Source organism: Kribbella sp. NPDC056861, assembly GCF_040687575.1.
GTDB lineage: Bacteria > Actinomycetota > Actinomycetes > Propionibacteriales > Kribbellaceae > Kribbella.
On the sequence record NZ_JBFBNQ010000008.1, the window covers coordinates 209,544 to 233,170 of the forward strand.

19 protein-coding genes and 1 pseudogene are annotated in these 23,627 nt (G+C 68.2%); 9 read left to right on the forward strand and 11 right to left on the reverse strand.

All coding sequences use genetic code 11. The features are described from left to right. Window positions 1-24: 24 nt before the first annotated feature. Entirely contained in the window at window positions 25-2,013 is a 1,989-nt protein-coding gene (locus tag AB0P21_RS35355; protein ID WP_363702721.1) for an alpha-1,4-glucan--maltose-1-phosphate maltosyltransferase, read from the reverse strand. A gap of 249 nt (window positions 2,014-2,262) precedes the next feature. On the opposite strand from AB0P21_RS35355, the gene glgP reads away from it, so the two are divergent. After that, window positions 2,263-4,866, forward strand: coding sequence for an alpha-glucan family phosphorylase (gene glgP, locus AB0P21_RS35360; protein WP_363702723.1), 2,604 nt, complete (start codon window positions 2,263-2,265; stop codon window positions 4,864-4,866). 473 nt (window positions 4,867-5,339) lie between these two features. Here the strand turns inward: glgP and AB0P21_RS35365 are convergent, their stop codons facing one another. From AB0P21_RS35365 to AB0P21_RS35375, 3 genes are read right to left on the reverse strand one after another with little or no spacing between them, the layout of a single operon-like run. After that, window positions 5,340-5,684: a hypothetical protein gene (locus tag AB0P21_RS35365; RefSeq protein WP_363702725.1), complete on the reverse strand. Its 345-nt coding sequence runs from the start codon at window positions 5,682-5,684 to the stop codon at window positions 5,340-5,342. After that, the gene (locus AB0P21_RS35370; RefSeq protein WP_363702727.1) at window positions 5,681-6,166 is read right to left on the reverse strand and encodes a hypothetical protein; all 486 of its coding nucleotides are present in this window, start codon (window positions 6,164-6,166) and stop codon (window positions 5,681-5,683) included. Before AB0P21_RS35370 ends, AB0P21_RS35365 begins: the two co-directional genes overlap by 4 nt. A gap of 50 nt (window positions 6,167-6,216) precedes the next feature. After that, a complete protein-coding gene (locus AB0P21_RS35375) occupies window positions 6,217-7,587 on the reverse strand; it encodes a PepSY domain-containing protein (protein WP_363702729.1) in 1,371 nt (456 codons plus the stop codon). A gap of 140 nt (window positions 7,588-7,727) precedes the next feature. Between AB0P21_RS35375 and AB0P21_RS35380 the strand changes: the two genes are divergently transcribed. Beyond that, window positions 7,728-8,189: an SRPBCC family protein gene (locus AB0P21_RS35380; RefSeq protein WP_363702731.1), complete on the forward strand. Its 462-nt coding sequence runs from the start codon at window positions 7,728-7,730 to the stop codon at window positions 8,187-8,189. Continuing rightward, a complete protein-coding gene (locus AB0P21_RS35385; RefSeq protein ID WP_363702733.1) occupies window positions 8,186-8,536 on the forward strand; it encodes a metalloregulator ArsR/SmtB family transcription factor in 351 nt (116 codons plus the stop codon). The genes AB0P21_RS35380 and AB0P21_RS35385 overlap by 4 nt, the downstream gene beginning before the upstream one ends. Before the next feature lie 210 nt (window positions 8,537-8,746). Here AB0P21_RS35385 and AB0P21_RS35390 read toward each other — a convergent pair whose 3' ends face one another. From AB0P21_RS35390 to AB0P21_RS35400, 3 genes are all read right to left on the reverse strand, one after another. Further along, window positions 8,747-9,244: an SRPBCC domain-containing protein gene (locus tag AB0P21_RS35390; RefSeq protein WP_363702735.1), complete on the reverse strand. Its 498-nt coding sequence runs from the start codon at window positions 9,242-9,244 to the stop codon at window positions 8,747-8,749. Between the two features lie 89 nt (window positions 9,245-9,333). Then, complete coding sequence (locus AB0P21_RS35395; protein ID WP_363702737.1) at window positions 9,334-9,867, reverse strand: GNAT family N-acetyltransferase; 534 nt, start codon at window positions 9,865-9,867, stop codon at window positions 9,334-9,336. Between the two features lie 16 nt (window positions 9,868-9,883). After that, complete coding sequence (locus AB0P21_RS35400; protein ID WP_363702739.1) at window positions 9,884-12,703, reverse strand: glycosyltransferase; 2,820 nt, start codon at window positions 12,701-12,703, stop codon at window positions 9,884-9,886. 627 nt (window positions 12,704-13,330) lie between these two features. On the opposite strand from AB0P21_RS35400, the pseudogene AB0P21_RS35405 reads away from it, so the two are divergent. Beyond that, a pseudogene (locus AB0P21_RS35405) lies at window positions 13,331-14,140 on the forward strand (DMT family transporter); the annotation flags it as partial. Here the strand turns inward: AB0P21_RS35405 and AB0P21_RS35410 are convergent. Together AB0P21_RS35410 and AB0P21_RS35415 are read right to left on the reverse strand one after the other, a co-directional pair. Beyond that, window positions 14,132-15,091: a transglutaminase domain-containing protein gene (locus AB0P21_RS35410; RefSeq protein WP_363702741.1), complete on the reverse strand. Its 960-nt coding sequence runs from the start codon at window positions 15,089-15,091 to the stop codon at window positions 14,132-14,134. The pseudogene AB0P21_RS35405 and the gene AB0P21_RS35410 sit on opposite strands and share 9 nt — an antisense overlap. Next, window positions 15,088-15,927: a MerR family transcriptional regulator gene (locus AB0P21_RS35415; protein ID WP_363702743.1), complete on the reverse strand. Its 840-nt coding sequence runs from the start codon at window positions 15,925-15,927 to the stop codon at window positions 15,088-15,090. The genes AB0P21_RS35410 and AB0P21_RS35415 overlap by 4 nt, the downstream gene beginning before the upstream one ends. Window positions 15,928-16,213: 286 nt before the next feature. Here AB0P21_RS35415 and AB0P21_RS35420 point away from each other — a divergent pair, with 286 nt between their 5' ends. Next, window positions 16,214-16,636, forward strand: coding sequence for a PadR family transcriptional regulator (locus tag AB0P21_RS35420; RefSeq protein WP_363702745.1), 423 nt, complete (start codon window positions 16,214-16,216; stop codon window positions 16,634-16,636). A 3-nt stretch (window positions 16,637-16,639) separates the two neighbouring features. On the opposite strand, the gene AB0P21_RS35425 is transcribed toward AB0P21_RS35420, so the two are convergent. Then, entirely contained in the window at window positions 16,640-17,452 is an 813-nt protein-coding gene (locus AB0P21_RS35425) for an SGNH/GDSL hydrolase family protein (protein WP_363702747.1), read from the reverse strand. Window positions 17,453-17,543: 91 nt separating this feature from the next. Then, window positions 17,544-19,640: a glycogen debranching protein GlgX gene (glgX, locus tag AB0P21_RS35430; RefSeq protein ID WP_363702749.1), complete on the reverse strand. Its 2,097-nt coding sequence runs from the start codon at window positions 19,638-19,640 to the stop codon at window positions 17,544-17,546. Between the two features lie 116 nt (window positions 19,641-19,756). Here glgX and AB0P21_RS35435 point away from each other — a divergent pair, with 116 nt between their 5' ends. The 4 genes from AB0P21_RS35435 (at window position 19,757) to AB0P21_RS35450 (ending at window position 23,627) form a co-directional block, all read left to right on the forward strand. Further along, the gene (locus tag AB0P21_RS35435; RefSeq protein ID WP_363702751.1) at window positions 19,757-20,770 is read left to right on the forward strand and encodes a Gfo/Idh/MocA family oxidoreductase; all 1,014 of its coding nucleotides are present in this window, start codon (window positions 19,757-19,759) and stop codon (window positions 20,768-20,770) included. Continuing rightward, window positions 20,770-21,813 carry a Gfo/Idh/MocA family oxidoreductase gene (locus AB0P21_RS35440; RefSeq protein WP_363702753.1) on the forward strand — a complete coding sequence of 348 codons (1,044 nt, stop codon included), beginning with the start codon at window positions 20,770-20,772 and terminating at the stop codon, window positions 21,811-21,813. The genes AB0P21_RS35435 and AB0P21_RS35440 overlap by 1 nt, the downstream gene beginning before the upstream one ends. A gap of 87 nt (window positions 21,814-21,900) precedes the next feature. Then, on the forward strand, window positions 21,901-22,680 hold the full coding sequence (locus tag AB0P21_RS35445; protein ID WP_363702755.1) for an enoyl-CoA hydratase-related protein: 780 nt from the start codon (window positions 21,901-21,903) through the stop codon (window positions 22,678-22,680). Continuing rightward, the gene (locus AB0P21_RS35450) at window positions 22,680-23,627 is read left to right on the forward strand and encodes a methyltransferase domain-containing protein (RefSeq protein WP_363702757.1); all 948 of its coding nucleotides are present in this window, start codon (window positions 22,680-22,682) and stop codon (window positions 23,625-23,627) included. The genes AB0P21_RS35445 and AB0P21_RS35450 overlap by 1 nt, the downstream gene beginning before the upstream one ends.

Below are 23,627 nucleotides of genomic sequence, written 5' to 3' on the forward strand. Positions count from 1 at the left end.
TGTGGGGGCCATGATGTCAGTCGATCAGGCCTGCCCGCGGCGTACCGCGAGGATGTGACACGGATCGCCGTTCGGGTCGAGCTTGACGTAGTTCTGCTGACCCCAGCGCCAGGTCGCGCCGGTGATCTCGTCGTACACGGTGAAGGTGTCCTCGGGGCGCATGCCGAGCGCGGCCATGTCGAGGTGCACCAGCGACTCGCGGACTGCGTGCGGGTCGGTGTTCACCACGACGATCACCGTGTCGCTGTGGCCGTCCGGGCCGGTGACGCGCTTGGAGAAGCACATGATCTGCTCGTCGTCGACCGTGTGCAGGCTGAGGTTGCGCAGCTGCTGCAGCGACGGGTGCCGGCGGCGGATGTTGTTCAGCAGCGTCAGGTACGGCGCGAGCGTGCGGTTCTCCGCGGCGGCGGCTTCCCAGTCGCGTGGGCGGAGCTGGAACTTCTCGGTGTCCAGGTACTCCTCGGAGCCCGGCCGCAGCGCGACGTGCTCGAACAGCTCGAAGCCCGCGTAGACACCCCAGGCGGGGGAGGAGGTGGCGGCGATCGCGGCGCGGATCTTGAACGCGCCCGGCCCGCCGTACTGCAGGTACGCCGTCAGGATGTCCGGCGTGTTCACGAAGAAGTTCGGCCGCAGGAAGTGGCCGGTCTCCTTGGTGAGCTCCTCCAGGTATTCCTCCAACTCCCACTTCTCGTTGCGCCAGGTGAAGTAGGTGTACGACTGGTGGAAGCCGACCTTGGCCAGCTCCTGCATCATCGGCCGCCGGGTGAACGCCTCGGACAGGAAGATCACGTCCGGGTCGGTCTTGCGGATCTCGCCGAGCAGCCACTCCCAGAAGTTGACCGGCTTGGTGTGCGGGTTGTCGACCCGGAACACCGTCACGCCGTGCGCGATCCACAGCTTCATCACCCGCAGGATCTCGGCGTAGATGCCCTCGGGGTCGTTGTCGAAGTTGATCGGGTAGATGTCCTGGTACTTCTTCGGCGGGTTCTCCGCGTACGCGATCGAGCCGTCGGCGCGGACGTTGAACCACTTCGGGTGCTCGGTCACCCACGGGTGGTCCGGCGAGGCCTGCAGGGCGAAGTCGATGGCGATCTCGAGGCCGAGCTCACGGGCCCGGGCGACGAACGCGTCGAAGTCCTCGAAGGTGCCCAGCTCGGGGTGGATCGCGTCGTGGCCGCCGTCGGCGCTGCCGATCGCCCACGGTGAGCCCGGGTCGCCCGGCTTCGGGTCGAGGGTGTTGTTCGGGCCCTTGCGGTACGACATCCCGATCGGGTGGATCGGCGGCACGTAGAGCACGTCGAAGCCCATCGCGGCGACCGCGTCGAGCCGCTTGGTCGCAGTACGGAAGGTGCCGGAGGTCCATTCCTGCTTGTCCTCGTCGTACGTCGCGCCCTCGGAGCGCGGGAAGAACTCGTACCAGCTGCCGTACAGGGCGAGTTGCCGATCGACCCACACCGGATAGGTCTCCGAGGAGGTGATCAGCTCGCGCACCGGATAGCGCCCGAGCGCGGACCGCACCTGCGGCGAGATGCCCGCGGCCAGTCGCGCCTCGGCCGGCAACGCGCCGTTGGCCAGCGCCTGCGCGGCGTCACTCAGCGTCGACCGGTCCACCCGGACCGCGGGCGGGACGCCGGCGGCCGCGCGATCGAAGAAGGCGGCCCCCTCGGCGAACATCAGGTCGGTGTCGATGCCGGCCGGGATCTTGATCTCGGCGTTGTGCCGCCAGGTGCCGTACGGGTCGCTCCAGCCTTCGACGGCGAACGTCCACGCGCCCTGCTCCTGCAGGGTGACGTCGACGGTCCACCGGTCGGAGCCCTGACCGACCGGTGTCATCAGCATCCGTCTGGTCTGTCCCGTCGGCGACGTCAGCACGACGTTCGCGTTCACCGCGTCGTGGCCTTCGCGGAACACGGTGGCCGCGATGGTGAAGGTCTCGCCCACCGAGGACTTGGCCGGATACGCTCCGGCGTCGACGGTCGGGGTGACGTCGGTGATCGGGATGCGCCCAGTCATGGAGTTAACGAACCTTCGCTTTCCGCAGTAGCAGGAACAGGGAAGTACAGCACTGACGTTATCGGTTCCCACCAGTACGACGCGCCATGCGGGCGTCACGGTTTGGATCAAACTCTGGATTGGTTGCTCACAGACTGATACGGAGTGAACCTGCGGGGTGAGTGGTCTGGTCTGCAAGATCTTGCTCGCGTTGCAAGATCGATGCATCCCGAGGGTGCCGTCGGGCCTTCGGGCCGGTACGGTGTCCCGGTGCGAGCGATACGACGATTCTCCGTCCGCCCTGTCCTTCCCGAGCCGCTGACCGGTCTCGGCACCCTGGTGAACAACCTGCGTTGGGTTTGGCACCCGGAGACGCAAGACGTCTTCGAGGCTGTCGATCCGCAACTGTGGCGCAGCACCGGTGGCGATCCGGTCAGGCTTCTCGGCGAGGTCCCCGCGGCCCGGCTCGACGAGCTGGCGAACGACCAAGCCTTCCTGCGACGGCTCGAGCTGGCCGTCAGCGAGCTGAACGGCTACGTGACCGACGACCGGTGGTTCCAGGCCGAGGCAGGTTCGCCGATCAGCTCGGTGGCCTACTTCTCCCCGGAGTACGGCATCACCCACGTGCTGCCGCAGTACTCCGGCGGGCTCGGCATCCTGGCCGGCGACCACCTGAAGGCCGCGAGCGACCTGGGCGTGCCGCTGATCGGCGTCGGTCTGCTCTACCGGCACGGGTACTTCGGCCAGTCGCTGAACCGTGAAGGCTGGCAGCAGGAGCGCTACCCGCTGGTCGACCCGGACGGGCTGCCGATCAGCCTGCTCCGCGACGCCGACGACGCGCCCGCCACCATCAGCGTCGCGCTGCCCGGTGGCCGGATGCTGTGCGCGCAGATCTGGGTCGCCCAGGTCGGCCGGGTGCCGCTGCTGATGCTGGACGCCGACATGGAGGACAACGAGCCCGCCGAGCGCGAGGTCACCGACCGCCTGTACGGCGGAACGACCGAGCACCGGCTGCTGCAGGAGCTGCTGCTGGGTGTCGGCGGTGTCCGCGCCGTCCGCGAGTTCTGCCGGGTCACCGGTCACGCGGCGCCCGAGGTCTTCCACACCAACGAGGGCCACGCCGGCTTCCTCGGCGTCGAGCGGATCCGCGAGCTCGCCACCGACCAGGGCCTCGACTTCGACACCGCGCTCGAGGTCGCCCGCGGCGGCACCGTCTTCACCACCCACACCCCGGTCCCGGCCGGTATCGACCGGTTCCCGGTCGAGCTGATCCAGCAGCACTTCTCGCCCGACGTGTTCGGCGACGGGGTGCCGATCGACCGGATCCTGGCGCTCGGCGCTGAGGACTTCGAGAACGGCGACCCGGCCGTCTTCAACATGGCGATCATGGGGCTGCGGCTGGCCCAGCGCGCCAACGGCGTCTCCAAGCTGCACGGTGTGGTCAGCCGGGGGATGTTCGCCGGTCTGTGGCCGAGCTTCGACCCGACCGACGTGCCGATCACCTCGATCACCAACGGCGTCCACGCGCCGACCTGGGTGGCCCGCGAGATCCACGGCCTGACGTACGCGAACACCGACACGGCCGTCGACGGCGAGGGCATCTTCGAGGGTCTGGACAAGACCACCGACGCGCAGATCTGGGAGACCAAGCGGATCCTGCGCCAGCGCTTCATCGACGACACCCGCGCGCGGGTGCACGCGTCCTGGGTGAACCGGGGCGCCTCGGAGGCCGAGCTGGGCTGGGTCGACTCGATCCTCGACCCGGACGTGCTGACGATGGGCTTCGCCCGCCGCGTTCCGTCGTACAAGCGGCTGACGCTGATGCTGCGCGACCCGGCCCGGCTGAAGGCGATGCTGCTGCACCCGGAGCGGCCGATCCAGATCGTCATCGCGGGCAAGTCGCACCCGGCCGACGAGGGTGGCAAGAAGCTGATCCAGGAGATGGTGCGCTTCGCCGACGATCCCGAGGTCCGGCACCGGATCGTCTTCGTGCCCGACTACGACATCGCGCTCGCGCAGCCGATGTACCCCGGCTGCGACGTCTGGCTGAACAACCCACTGCGCCCGTACGAGGCCTGCGGCACGTCCGGCATGAAGGCTGCGCTGAACGGCGCGCTCAACCTCTCCATCCGCGACGGCTGGTGGGACGAGTGGTACGACGACGAGTTCGGCTGGTCGATCCCGTCGGCCGAAGGCGTCGAGGACACGGACCGACGTGACGACCTCGAGGCGCACGCGCTGTACGACCTGATCGAGAAGCAGGTCGCGCCGCGCTTCTACGACGGCGAGGTCCCCGGCCGCTGGATCGAGATGCTCCGGCACACGATCAAGGAGCTCGGCCCGAAGGTGCTCGCGACCCGGATGGTCCGCGACTACGTGCAGCAGCTGTACGTGCCGGCCGCGGAGTCGTCGCGCAAGCTCAACTCGACGTACGAGGGTGCTCGCGAGCTGGCTGCCTGGAAGAAGCAGGTGCGGGCTGCCTGGCCGGCTATCCGGGTCGATCACGTTGAACTGCAGGGGCTGGGGGATGTTCCTCAGCTCGGTACCACCGTCGGCATCCGTGCCTTCGTCACCCTCGGTGACCTGGCTCCGGCTGATATTGATGTCGAGGCTCTGCACGGCCGGGTGAACTCGGAGGACGAGATCACCGACCCCGCCCGCGTCTCGCTGTCACTGGCCGAGACGTACGAGGGCAACCGGCATCGGTACGAGGGCGAACTCAAGCTGGACCGCACCGGGCCGTTCGGGTACACGATCCGTGTCCTGCCGAACCACGCGATGCTGGCCAGTCCCGCTGAGCTCGGCCTCGCGGCCGGCCCGTCCGACCCGGAGGACCCGGAAACCCCGGACCTGCCGGCTGGGTCCGAGTTCTGAGGTTTTTGCTTTAAGACGCGGGTCCCGCCTACCTCACTAGGCGGGACCCGCGTTTCTGTTGTTGTCCCGCGCTGGCGCCACGCTCGCTCCTTCGTCGCTCACACGGCGCTTAGCTCCCACCCACCCTGGGGCGCGGGCTCCTGCGTCGCCTGCTTGGTGAGAGCGGGGTGGTTGCCGGGGAGGCTTGGTTTGTGGGGTGGCTGTGGATTCGTGCGGGTGCTGTTTCGCGGGTAGGTGATTCCCCGCGCTGGCGCCACGCTCGCTCCTTCGTCGCTCACACGGCGCTTAGCTCCCACCCACCCTGGGGCGCGGGCTCCTGCGTCGCCCGCTCGGTGAAAGCGGGGTGGTTGCCGGGACGCCGCGATCGTGGGTGGCCGTGGATTCGTCCGGGTTGCTCTCGCGCGTGTGAATCCCCTCGCTGGCGCAGCGCTCGTTCCTCTCGCAGAGCCCCAGTTTCTCCCTCCAGCCAGTGCCTACTCCGTGGCCTTCGGGTGCCCAGTCCCTGCCCATTTGATCCAGACCGTCTTCTTGTCCGGGTCGACGACGTACCAGATCCGTCCTCCGGCGGTGACCTCGTACTGCCACTGCTCAAGACCACCGACGGTGCCGAGCGAACCCTTCAGCCGATGGTGGCGCGGCGTCGTCGGGAACGGCGTCGGGTCTGAGCGGATCGTCTCGTAAGCCGTCCAGAGGTTGGCGCCGGCCTGCTGGACCAGGTCGTCCCAGCCTTTGGCTGCGTCGGTTGTTCCGAATCTTAGAAGCCAGCGACCAGGCTCGGCCGGTGGTGCTACTCGGTCACCTTTCTTGCCTGGGGTCACGAGAGCTCGCCCGGTGCTGGGACGGCTCCGCTGTCCTCGATGACCTCCGATCGCAGGACCGTCAGCAGTTCGGGGTCGGCGTAGATCTCGGCGGTGTTCCGCCACTCGGTGATCAACTGGAGGATCGGTACAGGTGTGTCGAGGTCGTCGCTGGCATCCCAGACCGCGATGAGTTCTCGGGCGAATTCGATCCGGTCGCCGTCGGGCAGGAAGTGGAGCCAGGGGAACACCTGGGGAAGCAGGTCCAGCAGGTGACTCGATCGCACGACTGGATCGCTCAGGATCGCTCGCAGGAGACGTGTCGCGACCTGCAGCAGTTGGTCGTCCTGGGCCGAGCGGGCGGCAGTGATCAGCACGAGGTCGTCCTCGCTGCCGCGGCGGTGCACCCGTAGGGCCCGTCGGCGGCTCGACTTCAGCTTCTCGACGGTCTCGGTCGGACGTTGCAGTAGGTCGGTGAACGTCACTTCCTGCATCTCAGCCATACCTCAAAGGTAGATGCTAGGTCGGTCGAACTCAACCTGACCACCGGCCGTCAACCAGTGGTGTTGAACCACTCCCGCAACCGCGGCGTTCGCCGGATCACCAGCAGATCCAGCAGCAGCACAACAGCCAGCGTGATCCCGAACAGCGGTAGAAACAGCCCCAGCGCCACCACCAGTACTGCAAACAAAGGCGTGCTCTTCAACGGCATCCGACCGCGAGGTGCACCGACAGCCGCAGTCTTCGGCCGTCGTCGCCACCACATCATCGGGCCGGAGACGCACATGAAGATCACGCCGACGCAGAACGCTGTGGTCAGCACCATGTTGACCGTCCCGAGTCGCCGGCCCTCGTGCAGAGCGATGCCTTGGGCAACTGTCTTGGCGAGCAAGGGATAGTCGGCGTAGCCGTAGGTCGAGATCACCGCGCCGCCGTACTGGTCGACGTGCAGAGAGCGTTCCTTGGCAGGGTTCTGGAAGGCGTAGCCGATGACCGAGTAGACGCCTTCGGCGCTGCCTGGCAGGGCGATCGTCAGCGGGCGGGTCAGGCCGTTTCGGGTGCCGACGGCAACGGCTGTGTCGAGGTTCGCGGTCGAGCGGCGGGCCTGGTTGGGGTCGGAGCGTGGGATCTTCGAGTCGCCTTGGGCCCAGGGGACGGTGTGGCTGTGGGGGAGTGACTCGTCCAGGGTCGAGACCGGATCGGAGAGCGCGCCGGGGTCCTCGCCCCACATCGAGCTGCCTTGGGTGGTGGCGAACTGCTGGACCTTCGCGCCCCAGAAGCCGGTCCACGGCAGGCCGGAGATGATCAGGAACAACAGGCCTACGCCCAGGATCGAGCCGGTCAACGCGTGCCGCGAACGCAGTACTGCGCCTGCCGCTTTCGCCGTACGGCGTCGCGCGCGGGCGACCCGGCCTTTGGCGAAGAGGTAGTAACCGGTGATGGCCATCACCAGCGCCCAGCACGCGCCGATCTCGATCACGGCGTCGCCGAGCCGGCCGGCCATCAGGTCGCCGTGCAAGCGGATCGCCGCACCGGACAACGTGGTGTCCGGGTTCAGCGAGCCCAGCACCCGGCCCTCGTACGGGTCGACGAACACGTCCCGTACTCCGCCGTCGGCGGTCTCGATCGAGAACACCGTCGAGCGATCGGGGCCGGACGGTTCGGTCATCGACACCACGGTCGCGTCCGGGAATGCTGCCTTCACCTCATCCAGTTGCTCGGCGTACGGCTGTGCCACCAGGCCGGCCGGCTGGTCGACCTTCATCACGTCGGCGTGCAGGGCCGGCTCGAGCTGGAACCGGAACAGGTAGATCAGACCTGTCGTTGCCAGCAGCAACACCACCGGGATGACCAGGAAGGCGGCGTAGAAATGCCATCGCCAGAACGCCCGGAACCACCCTCGACCACCGGATTCACGCTTCACGGGCGCCGTGCTTTCGCTGCTGGGCGGTCCGCTGACCATCGCTGTCACACAGCCGCAACGCGCGATGACGGCACGAGGTTCCCAACGGCCGGAGGCTGAGACTAAGCTGATGCGCAACCAAGCATTGCGGGAGGATCGGCATGGAGTTCGGAACGCTCGAGCGGGAGATCTACATCGACGCGTCGCCCGAGATCGTCTTCGACGTGGTCAGCAGTCCCGACCATCTCAAGGAGTGGTGGCCGGACGACGCCCGGTACGACGCGACGCCGGGTGCGCCGGGCGAGATCGTGTTCGGTGACTGCAACGCGGGTGGCAAGGTCGTCCAGTTCACCGTGGTCGAGGCGCGGCCGCCGGAGATGTTCTCGTTCCGCTGGACGCACCCCGCCGGCGAGACCGCGGCGGAGGGCAACTCGCTGCTGGTCAGGTTCGACCTGGTACCGGCGGGGGAGGGCACACGAGTTCGGATGACCGAGACCGGCTTCCGCGAGCAGGGCTGGGAGGTCGCAGTACTGGAGGCGCAGTACAACGAGCATGTCACCGGCTGGGACTTCTTCCTGCCGCGTCTGGTGACGTACGCCGAGAAGGTCGGTGCGCGGTCATGAGTGCCTCGACCGTCGACGACGATCTGTGGTCCGCGATCGGCGATCCGACCCGGCGTCAGCTCCTCGACCTGTTGCTTGCCGCCGGTGAGGGCACAGCCACGAGTCTCGGCCAGCAGTTGCCGGTCACTCGTCAGGCCGTGGCCAAACACCTGACTGTGCTCGACCGTGTCGGCCTGGTTCAGGCCAGGTCGGCGGGGCGCGAGAAGTTGTACCGGGTGGATGAGGCTCAGCTGGCTCGCGCGGCGGCCCAGTTGGCGTCGGTCGGTTCGGCGTGGGATGCGCGGCTGAATCGGATCAAGCGGCTGGCCGAAGCCATCCAGCGCAAGGCCAACCAGCAGAAGGCCTGACGGCAGAGGACCTGGCGACGAAGGACTGACGACGAAGGACTGACGACGAAGGACTGACGACGAAGGCCCGGACTGGCGGAGAGTGCCGCCGGGGTCCGGGCCTTGCGTACGTCATCGCGAGCTCAGGCGTCGGTGCTGACCCGCTCATCGCGCGAGCCGAGCGAGTCGACCGAGTTGACCGAGTCGAGCGAGCCTGCTGAGTCGAGCGCGTCAGGCTGACTCGAGTGCGTTGATCGCCGCGCGGGCCTGCTCGGCCGGCGCCGCGTGCCCGGCGGCCGACTCCGGGTCGCCCTGCCCCTGCTCGGTGAACGTCCGGAGGCTCTCTCCGATGTAGAACCCCCAGGCGTTCGAGCAGACGTCGTAACACTCGAGCTCCGGCACCAGCCCGTACTGCGTGAACCTCACCGTGGTGCCATCGGCGGTCGGCTCCAGGTCGAAGACGAGCCGGTCGCCGACCCACTCGTTCTGGTCCTTGACGAAGCCGAAGTAGTTCTCCACGATCAACCACTCGACCCGCTGCGCCGGCGTCACGTCGGTGACCCGGATCCGGGTCCGGTGCAGGCCCTCGACCTCGAACCGGAACTCGTCACCGATCTGGGCGGTCGGACCCTCGATGTCCTGGTTCCACCAGCCCTTGGTGTCGAGAATCGCGGCGAAGACCACGGCGGGGGAGGCGGCGATGGTGACGGAGGTGCTGAAGTCGCTCATGGTGAAGCCTTTCTCATCTGCAATGTTTGGTTGCACATGAGCTTAGAGGAGGTCAGCCGATAGTGCAACCATTGGTTGCAGATCGGCAGTTATGGCAGTTCGCGGGTCATCCAGACCGAGTCGCCGCGGACCGGATCCTCTGTGACGCGGCCGGATCGGTAGAACTCCAGCTTCTCCAGAACGCGGAACGAAGCAGTGTTCCACTCGCGAACGGTGGCCCAGAGGCGTCGTCGGCCAGTGGCTGCCGCGGCCTCGACGATGGCGCGAGCGGCTTCGGTCGCGTAGCCGTGACCGTGGGCCCGGCGGGCCAGTTCGTAGGCGAGTTCCGGCTCGTCGAAAGATCCCTCGCCGATCGTCAGTCCGCAGTACCCGAGGAACTCGCCGGTGTCTCGGCGCTCGATCGGGATCAGGCCGAGGCCCGGGGCCGCGGCGAGTGGGTTGTCGCGGAGCCGGTCGCGCATCTCCTCGACGGTCGGGCGTCCGTCCGCGTCGATTCGCCGCAGCGCGCGGGGATCTCGCTCGAGCCACAGGCCGCGGTGCTCCTCGGCGTCCGCGGGAGTCCAGCGTCGCAAGCGGAGTCGTTCGGTGGTGAGCTCTGCCGGCAGATCTTGGTAGGCCGTCACGCGATCAACCTAACGGCTACTTCGGTGGGCCGGGGAGAAGTTGGTGGACGGTGGTGGCGCCGGGCGCCCAGGCGGCGTCGGGGAGGGTGCCCATCACGTCGGCGTAGACGGATCGGAGTACCTCGGCCTGCGCGGCCCAGGAGAAGCGGTGCTTCAGTTCGGGGTCGTCGGCGATCCGCTGGGCGATGCGCTCGCGGTCGGCGAGCACCGTCGTCACGGCCCGGACGAAATCGTCGACGTCGCCGGCGGTGTAGACCGCGCCGAGGTCGAGTTCGGTGACCAGGTCGGCCTGCGCCGGGGTGTCGCTGGTGATGATCGGCAACCCCGCGCCGATGTACTCGCAGAACTTGTTGGTGACCGCGATGTCGTGGTTGGGCGCGTGCAGCAGCGGACTCAGCCCAATGGTTGCCGAGCGCAAGTAAAGCGGTACGAGCTCGGCGTCGACGAACGGCGCCAGGTGCACGCGGTCGCCCACGCCCAACTCGACGGCGCGCGCCTGCAACTCGGCGGTGACGGAGTTGGCCCGGGCAACGATCGCGAGATGGACGCCGGGCAGTTGCGGCAACGCCTCGACGACCGTCCCGACACCGCGAGCACGGTTGACGCCGCCGCCGTACACCAGCAGCGGAATCTCCTTGGGCAGCCGCAACTGCTCGCGCAGCCCCTCGACCTCGGCGTCCGCGAGCGGCTCGACCGGCGCGTTGAGGACGACATCGGGCAGGCTGGCCAGCCGGTGATCGCGTTGCAGCCAGCGGGCCAGCGGCTCGGACACCGTGATGACGCGATCGGCGTCACCGATGAACTCGCGTTCGAGATCGCTGTAGGCGGCCACCCGGCGCGGCGCCACCACCGGTACGCCGGGGATGTACTCGTGGGCGTCGTAGATGATCTTGATGGTGCGCCCGTCGAGCGCCGCCCGGTGCGCCGCGCGGGCCGCGATGCCGAGCATGAACACGTCGTGCACGTGGATGACCTCGATGTGCAGCCGGTCGAGCAGTGGGCCCAGTGTCAGCTCCTGATCGACCAGTTCGGGCATCACCCGCCGCCAGCGGCCGGTCGGCAGGCGGCGATGCAGCGCGAGCAGGCGGGCGCGGCGCTTGCCGATGCCGAGATCGGTCAGGTCGACGTCGCGTTTGGCCCGGCGTACGAAGTACACGCGGGCTTGGAGTACGGCGCGGTGCAGGCGCAGGGTCCGCCAGCGCACGGCCCGCTGGAGCCGCTCGACGACGGAGCGCTTGGGCGAGCCGGTTGAGTCGGACGAGCTGGTTGAGCTGGTGGAGCGGTCGAGATCGCGGCGGTCGCGGCCGCGGTCGCCGCGCAGTTCCCGGCTCGCGTACTGCCAGCGGCCGTAGGCGAGCAGGTACTCGGCCTCGGTGCTGAACCATGGCCGGAGGTTGGCCTTGAGGAGAGTCAGCCGGCGTCGCCATCCCGTCACCAGCACCTTCGACTGGATCGGCGGGCACAACACGGTCACCTTGCCGAGCTTGCGGGTCCCGCGCACCCGCCGCCCGGGGATGCCGATGCAGGTGACGTCGAGATCCCAGTTGGCCACCGTCTGCGCGTACTTGAGTACTCGCGCGTCCACGACGATGTCGTTACCGGCCATCATCACGACCTTGCGCCGGATCCAGGCCGGCTTCCAATCGGCCGGCACCGTACCCGGCTGCTCGACGAACGGCGCGAGCGCCTCGGCCGACCGGCGCCCGTCGTGCAACTGCCGGACGAAGGCCGGCCCACGCGCGGCGACCTCGCGACCGCGCTCCGGATGCGAGATGAGCTCGAGTACGACCTGCTCGATGGTGTCGGGCGTCGCGTCGACGATGGGTAACTCGAGCCCGGTCTCGGCAACCACCCGATCGCGAACATGCGGGCTGATGTGCCCCACGACAATCCGGCCGGCCGCCATCGCCTCGCACGCCGCGACCCCGTAGCTGCCGACGCGGAACTGGTCGAGAACGATGTCGGCGTCGCGGTACACGTTCGGCATCTCCGCCGGATCGACACCTTCGACCCGTCGATAGGTGATGAGCCCCCGCTCGGCGAGGCTCTCCAAGATGGGGTCGATCAGCTCAGACCCCTTCATGGCCGACTTACTGGGCGCGTGGGCAACCACCGGCACTTTGTGTTCGAGTACTGGAGCGTCGCTGCGCCAGGCGTCGACGTCGACGATCACCGGACACCAGACGGCGTTGGGAACGTAGTCGAGCAGATCGGGCGTCGAGACATAGACAGGGCCTGGGTACGACGTGAACAGCTCGACCGCACGCCTGGCGTTGATCTCGAGCAATTCGACGGTCTCGGGCTCCAGATCGGGGAACGGCGACCACGGCTCGGACTCGACGTGTTTGCTCGGGATCCGGACGTCGGAGCCGTGCGCCATCAGCCCCACGCTGAGGCCTTTGGTGAGCAGATAGGTGATGTCACCGGACGCGTCCGGCCCGTGCAAGGGCCCGAAGATCGGCCGGGCTGCCTCGATCAGCACGTGCGTGTAGTTGCGCACGACGTGGTTGTAGAAGGTCAGCTGCCAGCGCCGGTTGCGGCGGTAGGTGCGTGCCGGTACGCCGTAGTCGACCGGGTAGTCGAGTACGCCGCGAAAGAACGCGAACGAGGTCGCCTTCGCGTTTGGCACGCGCTGCTCCAATGCCCGAGCCCAGTGGCTGCCCTGCCCCGCGAAGTTGGCCGGCCCGACCAACAGACGAACCTTTGCGTCGAGCGGTGCGGGCATGCCGTCTCGATTGACTGGCGCCTTGAGCTGCGTCCTGCCCGGCATGTTGCCCGAGGCAGTGTCGAGCGGCGGCGGCAGGTCGGCCCGGCTGTTGCCTGCGTTCTGGTCCACGGTGATGTCTTCACGCCCTCACGAGATCGCTCGGCCAGAGCTTCGGGGCGGAAGCTGGAGATCTGGTCTAGGACACTATTCGCCGAGCGGGTCACCGGGGGGTGAGGACGGGGTGCGCATCGAGCTGGGCCGGAACGGCGTGAGTGTTTCCGGGTCAGCGTGGGGATAGTGCGGGATCGCCATCCGCGAGACAGCACCCCCGCGAATCCACAGTCAACTCACGACCAAGGCGCCTTCGCCCGGCTGACCGGCAACCAGCCGCACCACACCAGTAGCCGGTATCCGGCAACCGCCCCGCCTTCATCAAGCGGGCGACGCAGGAGCCCGCGCCCCAGGGTGGGTGGGAGCTAAGCGCCGTGTGAGCGACGAAGGAGCGAGCGTGGCGCCAGCGCGGGGAATCACCAGCCGCGAGACAGCACCCGCACGAATCCACAGTCACCCCGGACCACGGCGCCCCGGCAACCACCCCGCTCTCACCAAGCGGGCGACGCAGGAGCCCGCGCCCCAGGGTGGGTGGGAGCTAAGCGCCGTGTGAGCGACGAAGGAGCGAGCGTGGCGCCAGCGCGGGAAAAACACCATGGGAGAATCGCCCAAGTGAGGCACCCCGAACTCCGACGCCTGCCAGCAATGGCACTCGCAGCCTCAGGCGGTATCGGCCTGGCGGTGCAAGCCAGACTCAATGGCGGCCTAGGAGCCAGCCTCGGCGACGGCATCCTCGCCTCGATGATCTCCACCGGCAGCGGCATCCTCATCCTGCTCGCCATCGTCCCGACCTCCCGCGTCGGCCGCCGCGCTCTCCAGCAGATCCGCGAAGCGCTCCAGCTCAACGCCCTCCGCTGGTGGCAATGTCTCGGCGGCGTCAGCGGAGCCCTGTACGTCGTCAGCCAAGGAGTCAGCGTCACCTCATTAGGCGTCGGCGTCTTCGTGGTCGCAGTGGTAGGCGGTACGTCGGCCGGCAGTCTCGCCGTCGACCGCGCCGGCCTCGCCCCAGGCGACCCACGCCCGATCACCACGCGCCGACTCATCGGCGCAGCGACCGGTGTCGCAGCGGTAGCAATAGCCGGGCGCGATCAACTAACCAAACACAGCTCACTCTGGCTGCTCGCGCTCCCGGTCGCAGCAGGTCTGGCGCTATCCGTGCAGTCCGCGCTCAACGCCCGCGTCGGCGCCATCGCGGGCTCACCCTGGGCCGCAGCGCTCGTCAACTTCGTCGTCGCCGGCTGCACCCTCTGCATCGCCTTGCCGATCGAACTCCTGCTCCGCGGCGGCCCACCCGGCCACCTCCCGACCGAGCCCTGGCTGTACTGCGGTGGCCTCATCGGCGTAGCGATCATCGCCATCGCCACCACAGTCGTCCGTCGCCTCGGAGTACTCGTCTTCGGCCTCGCCAGCATCGTCGGGCAGCTCCTGGGCGCCGTACTCCTCGACCTACTTGACGTTCAGCACCCACCCGCGACGACCTGGCTCGCCATCGCCCTCACTTTCGGCGCGGTTGTCATCACCACTGTCTCGCCGAGACCTGACCGGCACTCGCCGACTGAGGTCGACGGTCACCGGGGGATGCCCCGCCGGGGAGAGCTGTAGGACCGTCTCGCCCGGGCGCAACTCGGGATCCGCCAGATACAGCGCAGCCAGTACCTCGCCCGCCGCGGCATCACCGTTGTCAAAGGCAACCAAAAGCCCAGCGAGCTCGTCGATGAGGTCCAGATCGCCCGACAGCTCGCCCGACATCGCGCCCCACCCGTCCCACAGCAGCAACTCATCACCCCGCAGATGCGCCAACTGCAGCAGCACGTAGTTCCGGATGAACCATCCACCCCGCAGCGGCAACGCCGGGTCCACCCCGAACTCGTCACCGTCCAGCGCGCCACTGCGATACCCCAGCCACACCTCGGCCGCCGACCGGAACCACCCCGGCGCCATGTCGAGCGAATCGAACTTCCGGGCCGGGTCCGGTTCGAGCTGCGCATCAACCATCACCCACCGCTCGCCGTTCCAGTACTCGACCACCACATGGTCGTAGTTGAACCCCCGCCCGAAGTACCCCGCGAACCCGATCCGGCTCCGCGCCGGCACTCCTCGTTGCCGCAGCGCCGCGATCGTCAGCAACGAGTAGTCGCGACAACACCCCACGATCCGGTCGAACGGCTCGCGCGGCGTCAGCAGCGAAGTACCGTTCCGCCGCTCGTCGGTGGTCAGCATCGCCTCGACCCAGCGATGGTTGATCTCCTCGTACCGATCCCCGGTGAACTCGATGCCGCCACCGCGATAGTGGATCAGCAGATTCCGGATCGCCGCGGTCAGCCCGGGCAGGTCCGACGGCAGTGCGTCAAGGCGGGCAGCGTGCGCACCCGGGTCGCTGTAGGCGGTGTGGGACGCGTAGTTCATCGAGCAGATCCTTCGATCGGTTGGGCGATGTCGACGGTCAGGTCGGACCCTGCGGCGGACGGGAAGCCAGGGTGGTAGATCTCGCGCACCGACCCGGTCGTCAGCCGGCCGGTACGGCGTACCCAGTCGTCGACCAGGTCGTAGGCGAGCATGATCCGCGGGTAGGAGCACTCGTCCTTGGAGATCACGCAGTACGCCTCGACGTGCGCGGCTTCGACCCGGATCGCGATCGGCCCGGCCGGATCGACCAGCCCGGTGAACGGCACGCAGACCTCGATGGTCGCCTCGCTCTCCGGCGTCACCGGTCCGTGGAAGATCACCCACGAGCTACCGGGCGTCGTGGCGCCGGCCTGGTCGAGATGCGCGCGGATCTCGATGATCGACGACACCATCACGCCGATCAGCGACTGCTGGTCGGAGTCCGCGCGGATCGACGCGACCTTCGTGGCCGGTACTTCGCGGGTGAGCACCGGCCGAGGCGGCAACTCGAGTGTGGTCGACCGCAGCAGCCGATCCCGCAGGTACTCCAGCGTCGCCCGGCGGGCCTCGTTGGTCGCCTGCTCGGCGGCCCACCACCGGTCCAGCCGGATCACTCCTTCGTCGTCCGATCCGGCCAGTACTTCGGTGATCGTGCGCAGCGGCATGTCGAGCTGGCGCATCACGCTGATCCGGCGAGCGCGTTCGAGCTGCGTCACGGAGTACTGGCGATAGCCGGTGACGGGGTCGACCCGGGCCGGGGCGAGCAGCCCCGACACGTCGTACAGGCGGAGGGCTTTGATCGACAGGCCGGCCCGGCGGCCGAACTCGCTGATCGTCAGCTCGTGCTCAACGTCCATGGGGCTCAGTGAACACCCCGCCCCAGGGGCCGACGGAAGCCCCGCAAACTGACTCTTGCGTTAAAGACGCTAACGATATATCTTTAGTGTCATGAACAATATCGAGGAGGACCCCATGAACATCCCCAACGAACGAGAAGGCCGCCGACGCGGTCATCACCATCCCCGCCGCGGAGGACCGCGGATGGGAGAAGGCATGCCGATGCACCGCGGACGCGGTGGCCGAGGCCCACGCGGCGGAGGCCGCGGCCGAGCCCCACGCGGCGATGTCCGAACGGCTGTCCTGATGCTGCTCGCTGAGGAGCCGATGCACGGCTATCAGCTGATGCAGGCCATCGCCGACCGCAGCGGCGGACGCTGGACCCCCAGCCCCGGCGCGATCTACCCGACCATCAACCAGCTGGAGGACGAGGGTCTGGTCAGCGTCACCGCTGACGCCGGCCGCAAGCTCGTCACCCTGACCGACGCCGGCAACGAGTACGTCGAGGGTCGTCGCGAGACGTCCACCGATCCGTTCGCCAGCTTCGCGAGCGCCGAGCCCGCCACTGATCTGCGGGCAGTGCTCGAGGAGTTGCACGGCGCCACTCGGCAGGTCGCCCGCAGCGGCTCGGAAGAGCAGCGCGCAGCGGCAGCCAAGATCCTGGCGGACGCCCGCCGCTCGCTGTACCTCCTGCTGGCCGACGGCCCGCAGCAGACCCCCGAAGCCTGACAGTCAGGCCGAGCTCGTACTCCGCAACAGCTTCGCCGGAAGCGCCGCCATCAGTGCATCAGTGAGGTGCTGATAACCACGGTCGTTCGGATGGAACAGGTCAGGCGCAAGCTTCCCCCGCCACGGCGGGCGAGCGTGCCGGGAGACCTCGGCCACTGGCAGGCCGCGCTCAGCGGCCGCAGTGTGGATCGTCCGGTTGATGCCGGCGACGTACGGGCTGCAAAGACCGCCCACCAGCCAGAACCTGTCCGGCAACAGCAGATCCAGTACGACGGAAGCCGACGGCAACCGCCGGATCAGCTGAGTCAGGTTGCTGTGCACGTTCTTCGGCGCAGTCCCGAGGATGTCGTTGCTGCCGATCCCGCAGGTCACCAGCTCCGGCTCGACGTCCAGTTGATCGAGCAAAGCTAGTTGGTCATGCAGCACATGAGCTGCCTGGGCACCGGCCCGGGAGAGGTTCAGAATCCGCCACGGGCGACCGCTCTGGTCGTTCAGCTGCTGCACCACCTGACCGACATACCCGTGCATCGGCGAACTGGCGCCCAGTCCCTGGGCAGTCGAGTCGCCGAGCACCACCCACAACGGACCCTCGCCCGCCAAGGCAGTCGCGTTCTGGCGAGTCCAGAAATCGGCGAAGGTCCGGGCCTGGACATCCACGGAGGCGACCCCGTCGCACCAGCGACGGAAGCCGCTGCGCGACGTCGTACGGTCGGCGTCGCCCCAGCGGACCACCAGCTGATGCAGGACGCCGATCGGCGTGGTGTGGTCGTGCGCGCTGCGTTCGTAGTGCCGCTCGGCCGTTCCCAGTAAAGCCATCAAGGCCCCCTCCGCAGATCACCCCAACGGCCGGTGTCCCGGACGTGAACAGCTGGTGACCAGCGAAGGTACCCGACAAAGATGAACAGAATCAGAGTGCGCGGAGCAGCACCAGACAGCGCGGCGCGAGCGGGACGACGGCATTGGCCTCGACCTCGGTCGCGCCGCTGCTGCTGGTGTCCAGCACCACCTCGTAGGCCGGTGCCCAGGACGCGTCCGGTACGACGACGTCGCGGGTCTCGGCCGTCGCGTTCAGCGCGAGCAGGAACGACGCGTCCACCGGAACGTTGCCCTCGGCATCAGTTCCGCGCAGCGCGTCACCGGCCAGGAACATGCCGATCGTGCGCAGGTTCCCGTCGTGCCAGTCGGCCTGCGTCATCTCGCCTCCGTGCGGCGCGATCCAGGACAGGTCCTTGCGGCCGCCGGGCACCACCGGCTGACCGGAGAAGTAGTGCCACTGCCGCAAGGTCGGGTGCGCTGCCCGCAACGCCAGCAGCTTCTTCGTCAGCGCGAAGTGATCCGACCACTCCGACGGCAGCGACCAGTCGAACCAGGACGTCTCGTTGTCCTGGCAGTACGGGTTGTTGTTGCCGTGCTGCGTGCGTCCGCACTCGTCGCCCGCGGTGATCATCGGCACGCCGGTCGACAGCACCAGCGTGGACATCAGGTTCGCCATCTGCCGCTTGCGCAACGCGATCACATTCGGATCGTCGGTCTCGCCCTCGACCCCGCAGTTCCAGGACCGGTTGTCGTCGGTCCCGTCCCGGTTGTCCTCGCGGTTCTGCTCGTTGTGCTTGTGGTCGTAGGAGACCAGGTCGCGCAGGGTGAACCCGTCGTGCGCGGTGACGAAGTTGATCGACGCGTACGGGTAGCGGCCGTCGTCGCCGTACAGGTCGCTCGAGCCGGACAGCCGATACGCGAGATCCTGTACGCCGTACGACGAGGTGCGCCAGATGTCTCGCACGCTGTCGCGGTACTTGCCGTTCCACTCCGACCACGGTGTGCCGAAGTTGCCCACCTGATAGCCGAAGTTGCCAACGTCCCACGGCTCGGAGATCAGCTTGACCCGGCCGAGCACCGGATCAGCGGCCACCTCGGCGAGGAACGGGTGGTTGACCGTGTCGACCTCGTGCCGCTCGTTGCGGATCAGCGTCACCGCCAGGTCGAACCGGAACCCGTCGACGCCCATCTCCTCGACCCAGTACCGCAGCGAGTCCATCACCAGCCGGCGGACCTGCGGATGCGACGTGTCGACCGAGTTGCCCGTCCCGGTGACGTCGTACATGGCGCCGCCCTGCGTCAGCCGGTAGTACGCGCGGTTGTCGAGCCCGCGGAAGCTCAGCGTCGGCCCGTCGAAACCACCCTCGGCGGTGTGGTTGTAGACCACGTCGAGGATCACCTCGATGCCCGCGGCATGGAACGCCGCCACCATCGCCTTGAACTCCGCCACCTGCTCACCGAGCGAGCCCGACGACGAGAACGGCGCGTGCGGCGCGAAGTAGTTGAGCGAGTTGTAGCCCCAGTAGTTGGGGACTCCGCGGGCAGCGATCGCGGGCTCGGTCAGGAAGTGGTGGATCGGCAGCAACTCGACCGAGGTCACACCGAGATCGACCAGGTAGTTGATCACCGACGGGTGCGCCAGCCCGGCGTACGTGCCGCGCTGGTGCTCCGGTACGTCGGGGTGCAGTTTGGTGAAGCCCTTCGTGTGCAGCTCGTAGATCACCGTCTCGGTCCAGGGGACCGGCCGGCTGATCGGCGGCGGCGGCTCCGACGGGGCGACCACCACCCCGACTGGCACGTGGCCGGCCGAGTCGCCCTCGGAGGAGTCGTAGATCAGCGGACTGGCGAAGTCGAGCGAGCCGTCGACGGCACGCGCGTACGGATCGAGCAGCAGCTTCGCCGGGTTGAACCGCAGCCCGTGCGTCGGGTCGAACGGACCGTGCACCCGATACCCGTAGCGCTGCCCGTGCCCGACCCCGCCGACGAATCCGGTCCAGTACTCACCGGTGTGCGCGAGGTCCAGGTTGCGCTGGCCCCCGGCGCCGTCGAGCAGCGTCAGCTCCACCCGCTCGGCGGCGGGCGCCCAGACGGTGAACGTGGTGCCGTCGGGCTGGACCACCGCGCCTAACCGGAGGTCCGGATCGGAGGATGGGCCGAGCGCATTCGGGGCGGCGGTGGCTTCGGTCACCGGCACATTGTGCCCATGACAGGTCAAAGCTCGCCTCTCGGGCGGCGAAACCTGATACAAACGGAACAAGTGTTACTAAGTTACCCGCGGTGATCCGGATCGAGTGAAGGAACTCCATGTCTGACTCTGACCTGACGGTCGGGCTGATCGGCGCGGGCAACATCGCGACCGTTCACGTCGCGGCCTGGCAGGCGCTCGGGGCCCGGGTGCTGGTGCACTCGGCCGCCGGCGCCGAGGAGCTCGCGGCGAAGTACGGGCTGGAGGTCGCCCCGACTCTCGACGGCCTGCTCGCCGCAGTGGACTTCGTCGACATCGTCACCCCGTCCGCGACGCACCAGGAGATCGCGCTGGCGGCGATCAGGGCCGGCAAGGACGTGATCTGCGAGAAGCCGCTCACCCTGCGGGCCAGCGAGGCGCATGAACTCGCCGAGGCGGCGGCCGCTGCCGGCGTACGGGTTTATCCGGCGCATGTGGTGCGGTACTTCCCGGAGTACGTCGCCGCGCACACCGCCGTGGTCGCGGGGAAGATCGGCAAGGTCGCCGTCGCGCGTTTCTTCCGTCAGGCGTCGTCACCGGCCGGTGCCGGTTGGTACCGCGAGGTCGCGCGCTCGGGCGGCGTGATCATGGATCTGATGGTGCACGACCTCGATCAGGCACGCTGGATCTGCGGCGAAGTGACCAGCGTGTACGCCGTACAGAGTCCGCCGACCGTGGACGGGATCAGCCCGGTCAACGTGGCCGCGCACGTCACGCTGACGCACGAAGGCGGCGCGATCAGCCATCTGCGGGCGACCTGGGGAGCGACCGGTACGCCGTTCAAGACCGGCTTCTCGATCGCCGGCTCGTCGGGTGTGCTCGAGTACACGTCGGACCAGGGCATCGGGTATGCCGAGAAGTTGCAGGGCGAGGGCAGCAAGGCAGATCTGCTGATCCCCTCGTCGACCTTGTACGAGAGTCCATATCTGACCCAGTTGCGGGAGCTCGCTGCTGCTCTGAAGAGCGGGATCGAGCCGCGGGTGGTTGCCGCTGACGGCGCCGCTGCTGTCTATCTGGCCGAGGCGGCGCGCGAGTCGATGGCGACTGGTCGCTCTGTCGACATGACCACCTTCGACCCGGCGGGAGTCGCCTGATGACCCTGAAGGTTGCGATCGCGTCCTTCGCGCACACGCATGCTTCGTCGTACGCGCGGCTGCTCGGCTCCTTGCCCGACATTGAGGTGCTGTCGGCTGATCCATCTGGTGCCGCTGCTCCCGATGCCGGTCCGCGAGGCGCTGCCTTTGCTGACAAGGTCGGCGTGCCGTACGTCGACTCCTATGACGAGTTGTTTGCCTGGGGCCCCGATGCGGTGGTGGTGACCTCGGAGAACGCCTTGCATCGCGGGCTGGTCGAGCGCGCGGCCGCTGCCGGCGCACACGTGCTGTGCGAGAAGCCGCTGGCGACCGAGGTGGCTGACGGCGAGGCGATGGTGGCCGCGTGCGAGGCGGCCGGGGTGATCCTGATGACGGCGTACCCGGTGCGGTTCGCGCCGTCGTACGGGCGGTTGCGGGCGTCGGTCGAGGCCGGGCGGCTGGGCGAGGTCTTCGCGGTGCTGGGGACCAACAACGGGAAGATCCCGTATGCCCAGCGGCAGTGGTTCACCGATGCGGAGCTGGCCGGTGGGGGAGCGCTGGTCGATCACACCGTGCACTGCGCCGATCTCATCGATGGGTTGACCGGTGGCGTCGAGGCTGCTCGGGTGCATGCGGTGGCCAACCACGTGCTGCACCAGGACAAGGGTGTGTCGGTGGAGACGGGCGGTCTGGTCACGATTACCTATGCGAACGGGCTGCTGGCAACCATCGACTGCTCCTGGAGCGTGCCTGACAACGGGCCGACCTGGGGTGGCGTGACGCTGCAGGTGACCGGCACGAACGGATCGGTGGAGATCGCGCCGTTCCAGTCGCATGTCGGCGGCACCGATGCGTCCGGGGAGGTCTTCCTGCCGGTCGGCGGCGATCTCGACTCGATGATGCTCGCGGAGTTCCTGACCGCAGTACGAGCATCTGGCCGACCCGTCCCCGGTACTGCGCCCGCTGTGGTCCCGCAGCCGGACGGCGCGGTCGGGCTGCGCACGCTGCGCATCGTCGACGCGGCGCGCCGGTCCGTCGCCTCGGGGCAGCCCGTTGACCTGTAGCCGCCCGAAGTACCGGTTGGCGGGGGTGGTCCGGTACCGTGCCGGGGATGTGACCGGCGGGTAGTACTACGACTTGAGGAGCTGGAGATGGGCGAGTTCGTCAACCTGACCGTGGCCGACGGGGTCGGCACGATCCGGCTGGACCGGCCGAAGATGAACGCGCTCAACGTCCAGGTGCAGGACGAGATCCACGCAGCCGCGCTGGCGGCGACCGCGGACGACGCAGTACGGGCCGTTGTCATCTATGGCGGCGAGCGGGTGTTCGCGGCCGGCGCGGACATCAAGGAGATGGCGGACATGTCGTACGCCGACATGGTCCGCCGCTCGGGTCCGCTGCAGGCCGCGCTGACCGCGGTCGCCGCGATCCCGAAGCCGACCGTTGCCGCCATCACCGGCTACGCGCTGGGTGGAGGCTGCGAGCTCGCGCTCTGCGCCGACTACCGGATCGCCGCCGACGACGCGAAGCTCGGCCAGCCCGAGATCCTGCTCGGCGTCATCCCCGGCGCCGGCGGCACCCAGCGGCTGTCCCGCCTGGTCGGGCCGTCCAAGGCCAAGGACCTGATCTACACCGGTCGCTTTGTCGACGCGGCCGAGTCGCTGCAGATCGGCCTTGTCGACAAGGTCGTTCCCGCTGCCGAGGTCTACGAGGCCGCTGTCGCCTGGGCCGGGCAGTTCTCCCGGGGCGCCGCCCTGGCGCTGCGGGCGGCGAAGGAAGCCATCGACGCCGGGCTCGGCGTCGACCTGCACACCGGGCTGGAGATCGAGCGGCAGCAGTTCGCCGCGCTCTTCGCCACCGAAGACCGCTCCATCGGAATGAAGTCGTTTGTCGAGAACGGCCCCGGCAAGGCCGAATTCAAGGGAATCTGATGACCACGTCTGCATCGAAGCCGTCCGCCACCGCCGAAGAGGTCGAGGCGGCGTGGAACGACAACAAGCTCGCCCAGGTGCTCTACCACGACTGGGAAGCCTCCACCTATGACGAGAAGTGGTCGATCTCGTACGACGAACGCTGCGTCGAGTACGCCCGCGACCGGTTCACCGACGTGGCCGGCACCGAGGGCTGGCCGTACGGCAAGTCGCTCGAGATCGGCGCCGGCACCGGCTTCTTCACGCTGAACCTGAAGCTGGCCGGCGTGCTGGCCGAGGCGCACGTCACCGACCTGTCCCCGGGCATGGTCGAGGCGGCCAAGCGCAACGCGGACACCCTCGGCTTCGCGATCGAGGGCAAGGTCGCCGACGCGGAGAAGCTGCCGTACGACGACGATACCTTCGACCTGGTGATCGGGCACGCGGTGATCCACCACATCCCGGACGTCGAGCTGGCGTTCCGAGAGATGCTGCGGGTGCTCAAGCCCGGCGGCCGCTTCGTCATCTGCGGCGAGCCGACCCGGTACGGCGACTTCGTGGCGCGCCGGCTGTCCCGGCTGACCTGGTGGGCGACCACCAACGTGACCAAGCTCCCGGCCCTGTCGAACTGGCGGCGACCGCAGTCGGAGCTCGACGAGTCGTCGCGGGCCGCTGCGCTGGAGGCCGTGGTCGATCTGCACACCTTCGACCCGGACACACTGGCCCGGATGGCCACGCGGGCGGGCGCTGTCGACGTACGGACTGTCACCGAGGAGCTGCTGGCGGCCTGGGTCGGCTGGCCGATCCGCACCTTCGAGGCGGCCGTGCCGGAGGAGAAGCTCGGCTTCGGCTGGCGGATGTTCGCCTACAAGTCGTGGCTGCAGCTGTCCAAGGTCGACAAGGTCCTGGCTCAGGTCGTGCCCGACGAGCTCTACTACAACGTGTCCATCACAGGTGTCGCCGAGTAG

Bases quoted from the DNA above. Each gene is read 5' to 3' on its own strand.
- AB0P21_RS35410 (WP_363702741.1), bottom strand. From the start codon at position 15,091: ATGAACTACGCGTCCCACACCGCCTACAGCGACCCGGGTGCGCACGCT.
- AB0P21_RS35380 (WP_363702731.1), top strand. From the start codon at position 7,728: ATGGAGTTCGGAACGCTCGAGCGGGAGATCTACATCGACGCGTCGCCC.
- AB0P21_RS35415 (WP_363702743.1), bottom strand. From the start codon at position 15,927: ATGGACGTTGAGCACGAGCTGACGATCAGCGAGTTCGGCCGCCGGGCC.
- AB0P21_RS35440 (WP_363702753.1), top strand. From the start codon at position 20,770: ATGACCCTGAAGGTTGCGATCGCGTCCTTCGCGCACACGCATGCTTCG.
- AB0P21_RS35355 (WP_363702721.1), bottom strand. From the start codon at position 2,013: ATGACTGGGCGCATCCCGATCACCGACGTCACCCCGACCGTCGACGCC.
- AB0P21_RS35385 (WP_363702733.1), top strand. From the start codon at position 8,186: ATGAGTGCCTCGACCGTCGACGACGATCTGTGGTCCGCGATCGGCGAT.
- AB0P21_RS35420 (WP_363702745.1), top strand. From the start codon at position 16,214: ATGCTGCTCGCTGAGGAGCCGATGCACGGCTATCAGCTGATGCAGGCC.
- AB0P21_RS35445 (WP_363702755.1), top strand. From the start codon at position 21,901: ATGGGCGAGTTCGTCAACCTGACCGTGGCCGACGGGGTCGGCACGATC.
- AB0P21_RS35450 (WP_363702757.1), top strand. From the start codon at position 22,680: ATGACCACGTCTGCATCGAAGCCGTCCGCCACCGCCGAAGAGGTCGAG.
- AB0P21_RS35370 (WP_363702727.1), bottom strand. From the start codon at position 6,166: ATGGCTGAGATGCAGGAAGTGACGTTCACCGACCTACTGCAACGTCCG.
- AB0P21_RS35390 (WP_363702735.1), bottom strand. From the start codon at position 9,244: ATGAGCGACTTCAGCACCTCCGTCACCATCGCCGCCTCCCCCGCCGTG.
- AB0P21_RS35435 (WP_363702751.1), top strand. From the start codon at position 19,757: ATGTCTGACTCTGACCTGACGGTCGGGCTGATCGGCGCGGGCAACATC.
- AB0P21_RS35425 (WP_363702747.1), bottom strand. From the start codon at position 17,452: ATGGCTTTACTGGGAACGGCCGAGCGGCACTACGAACGCAGCGCGCAC.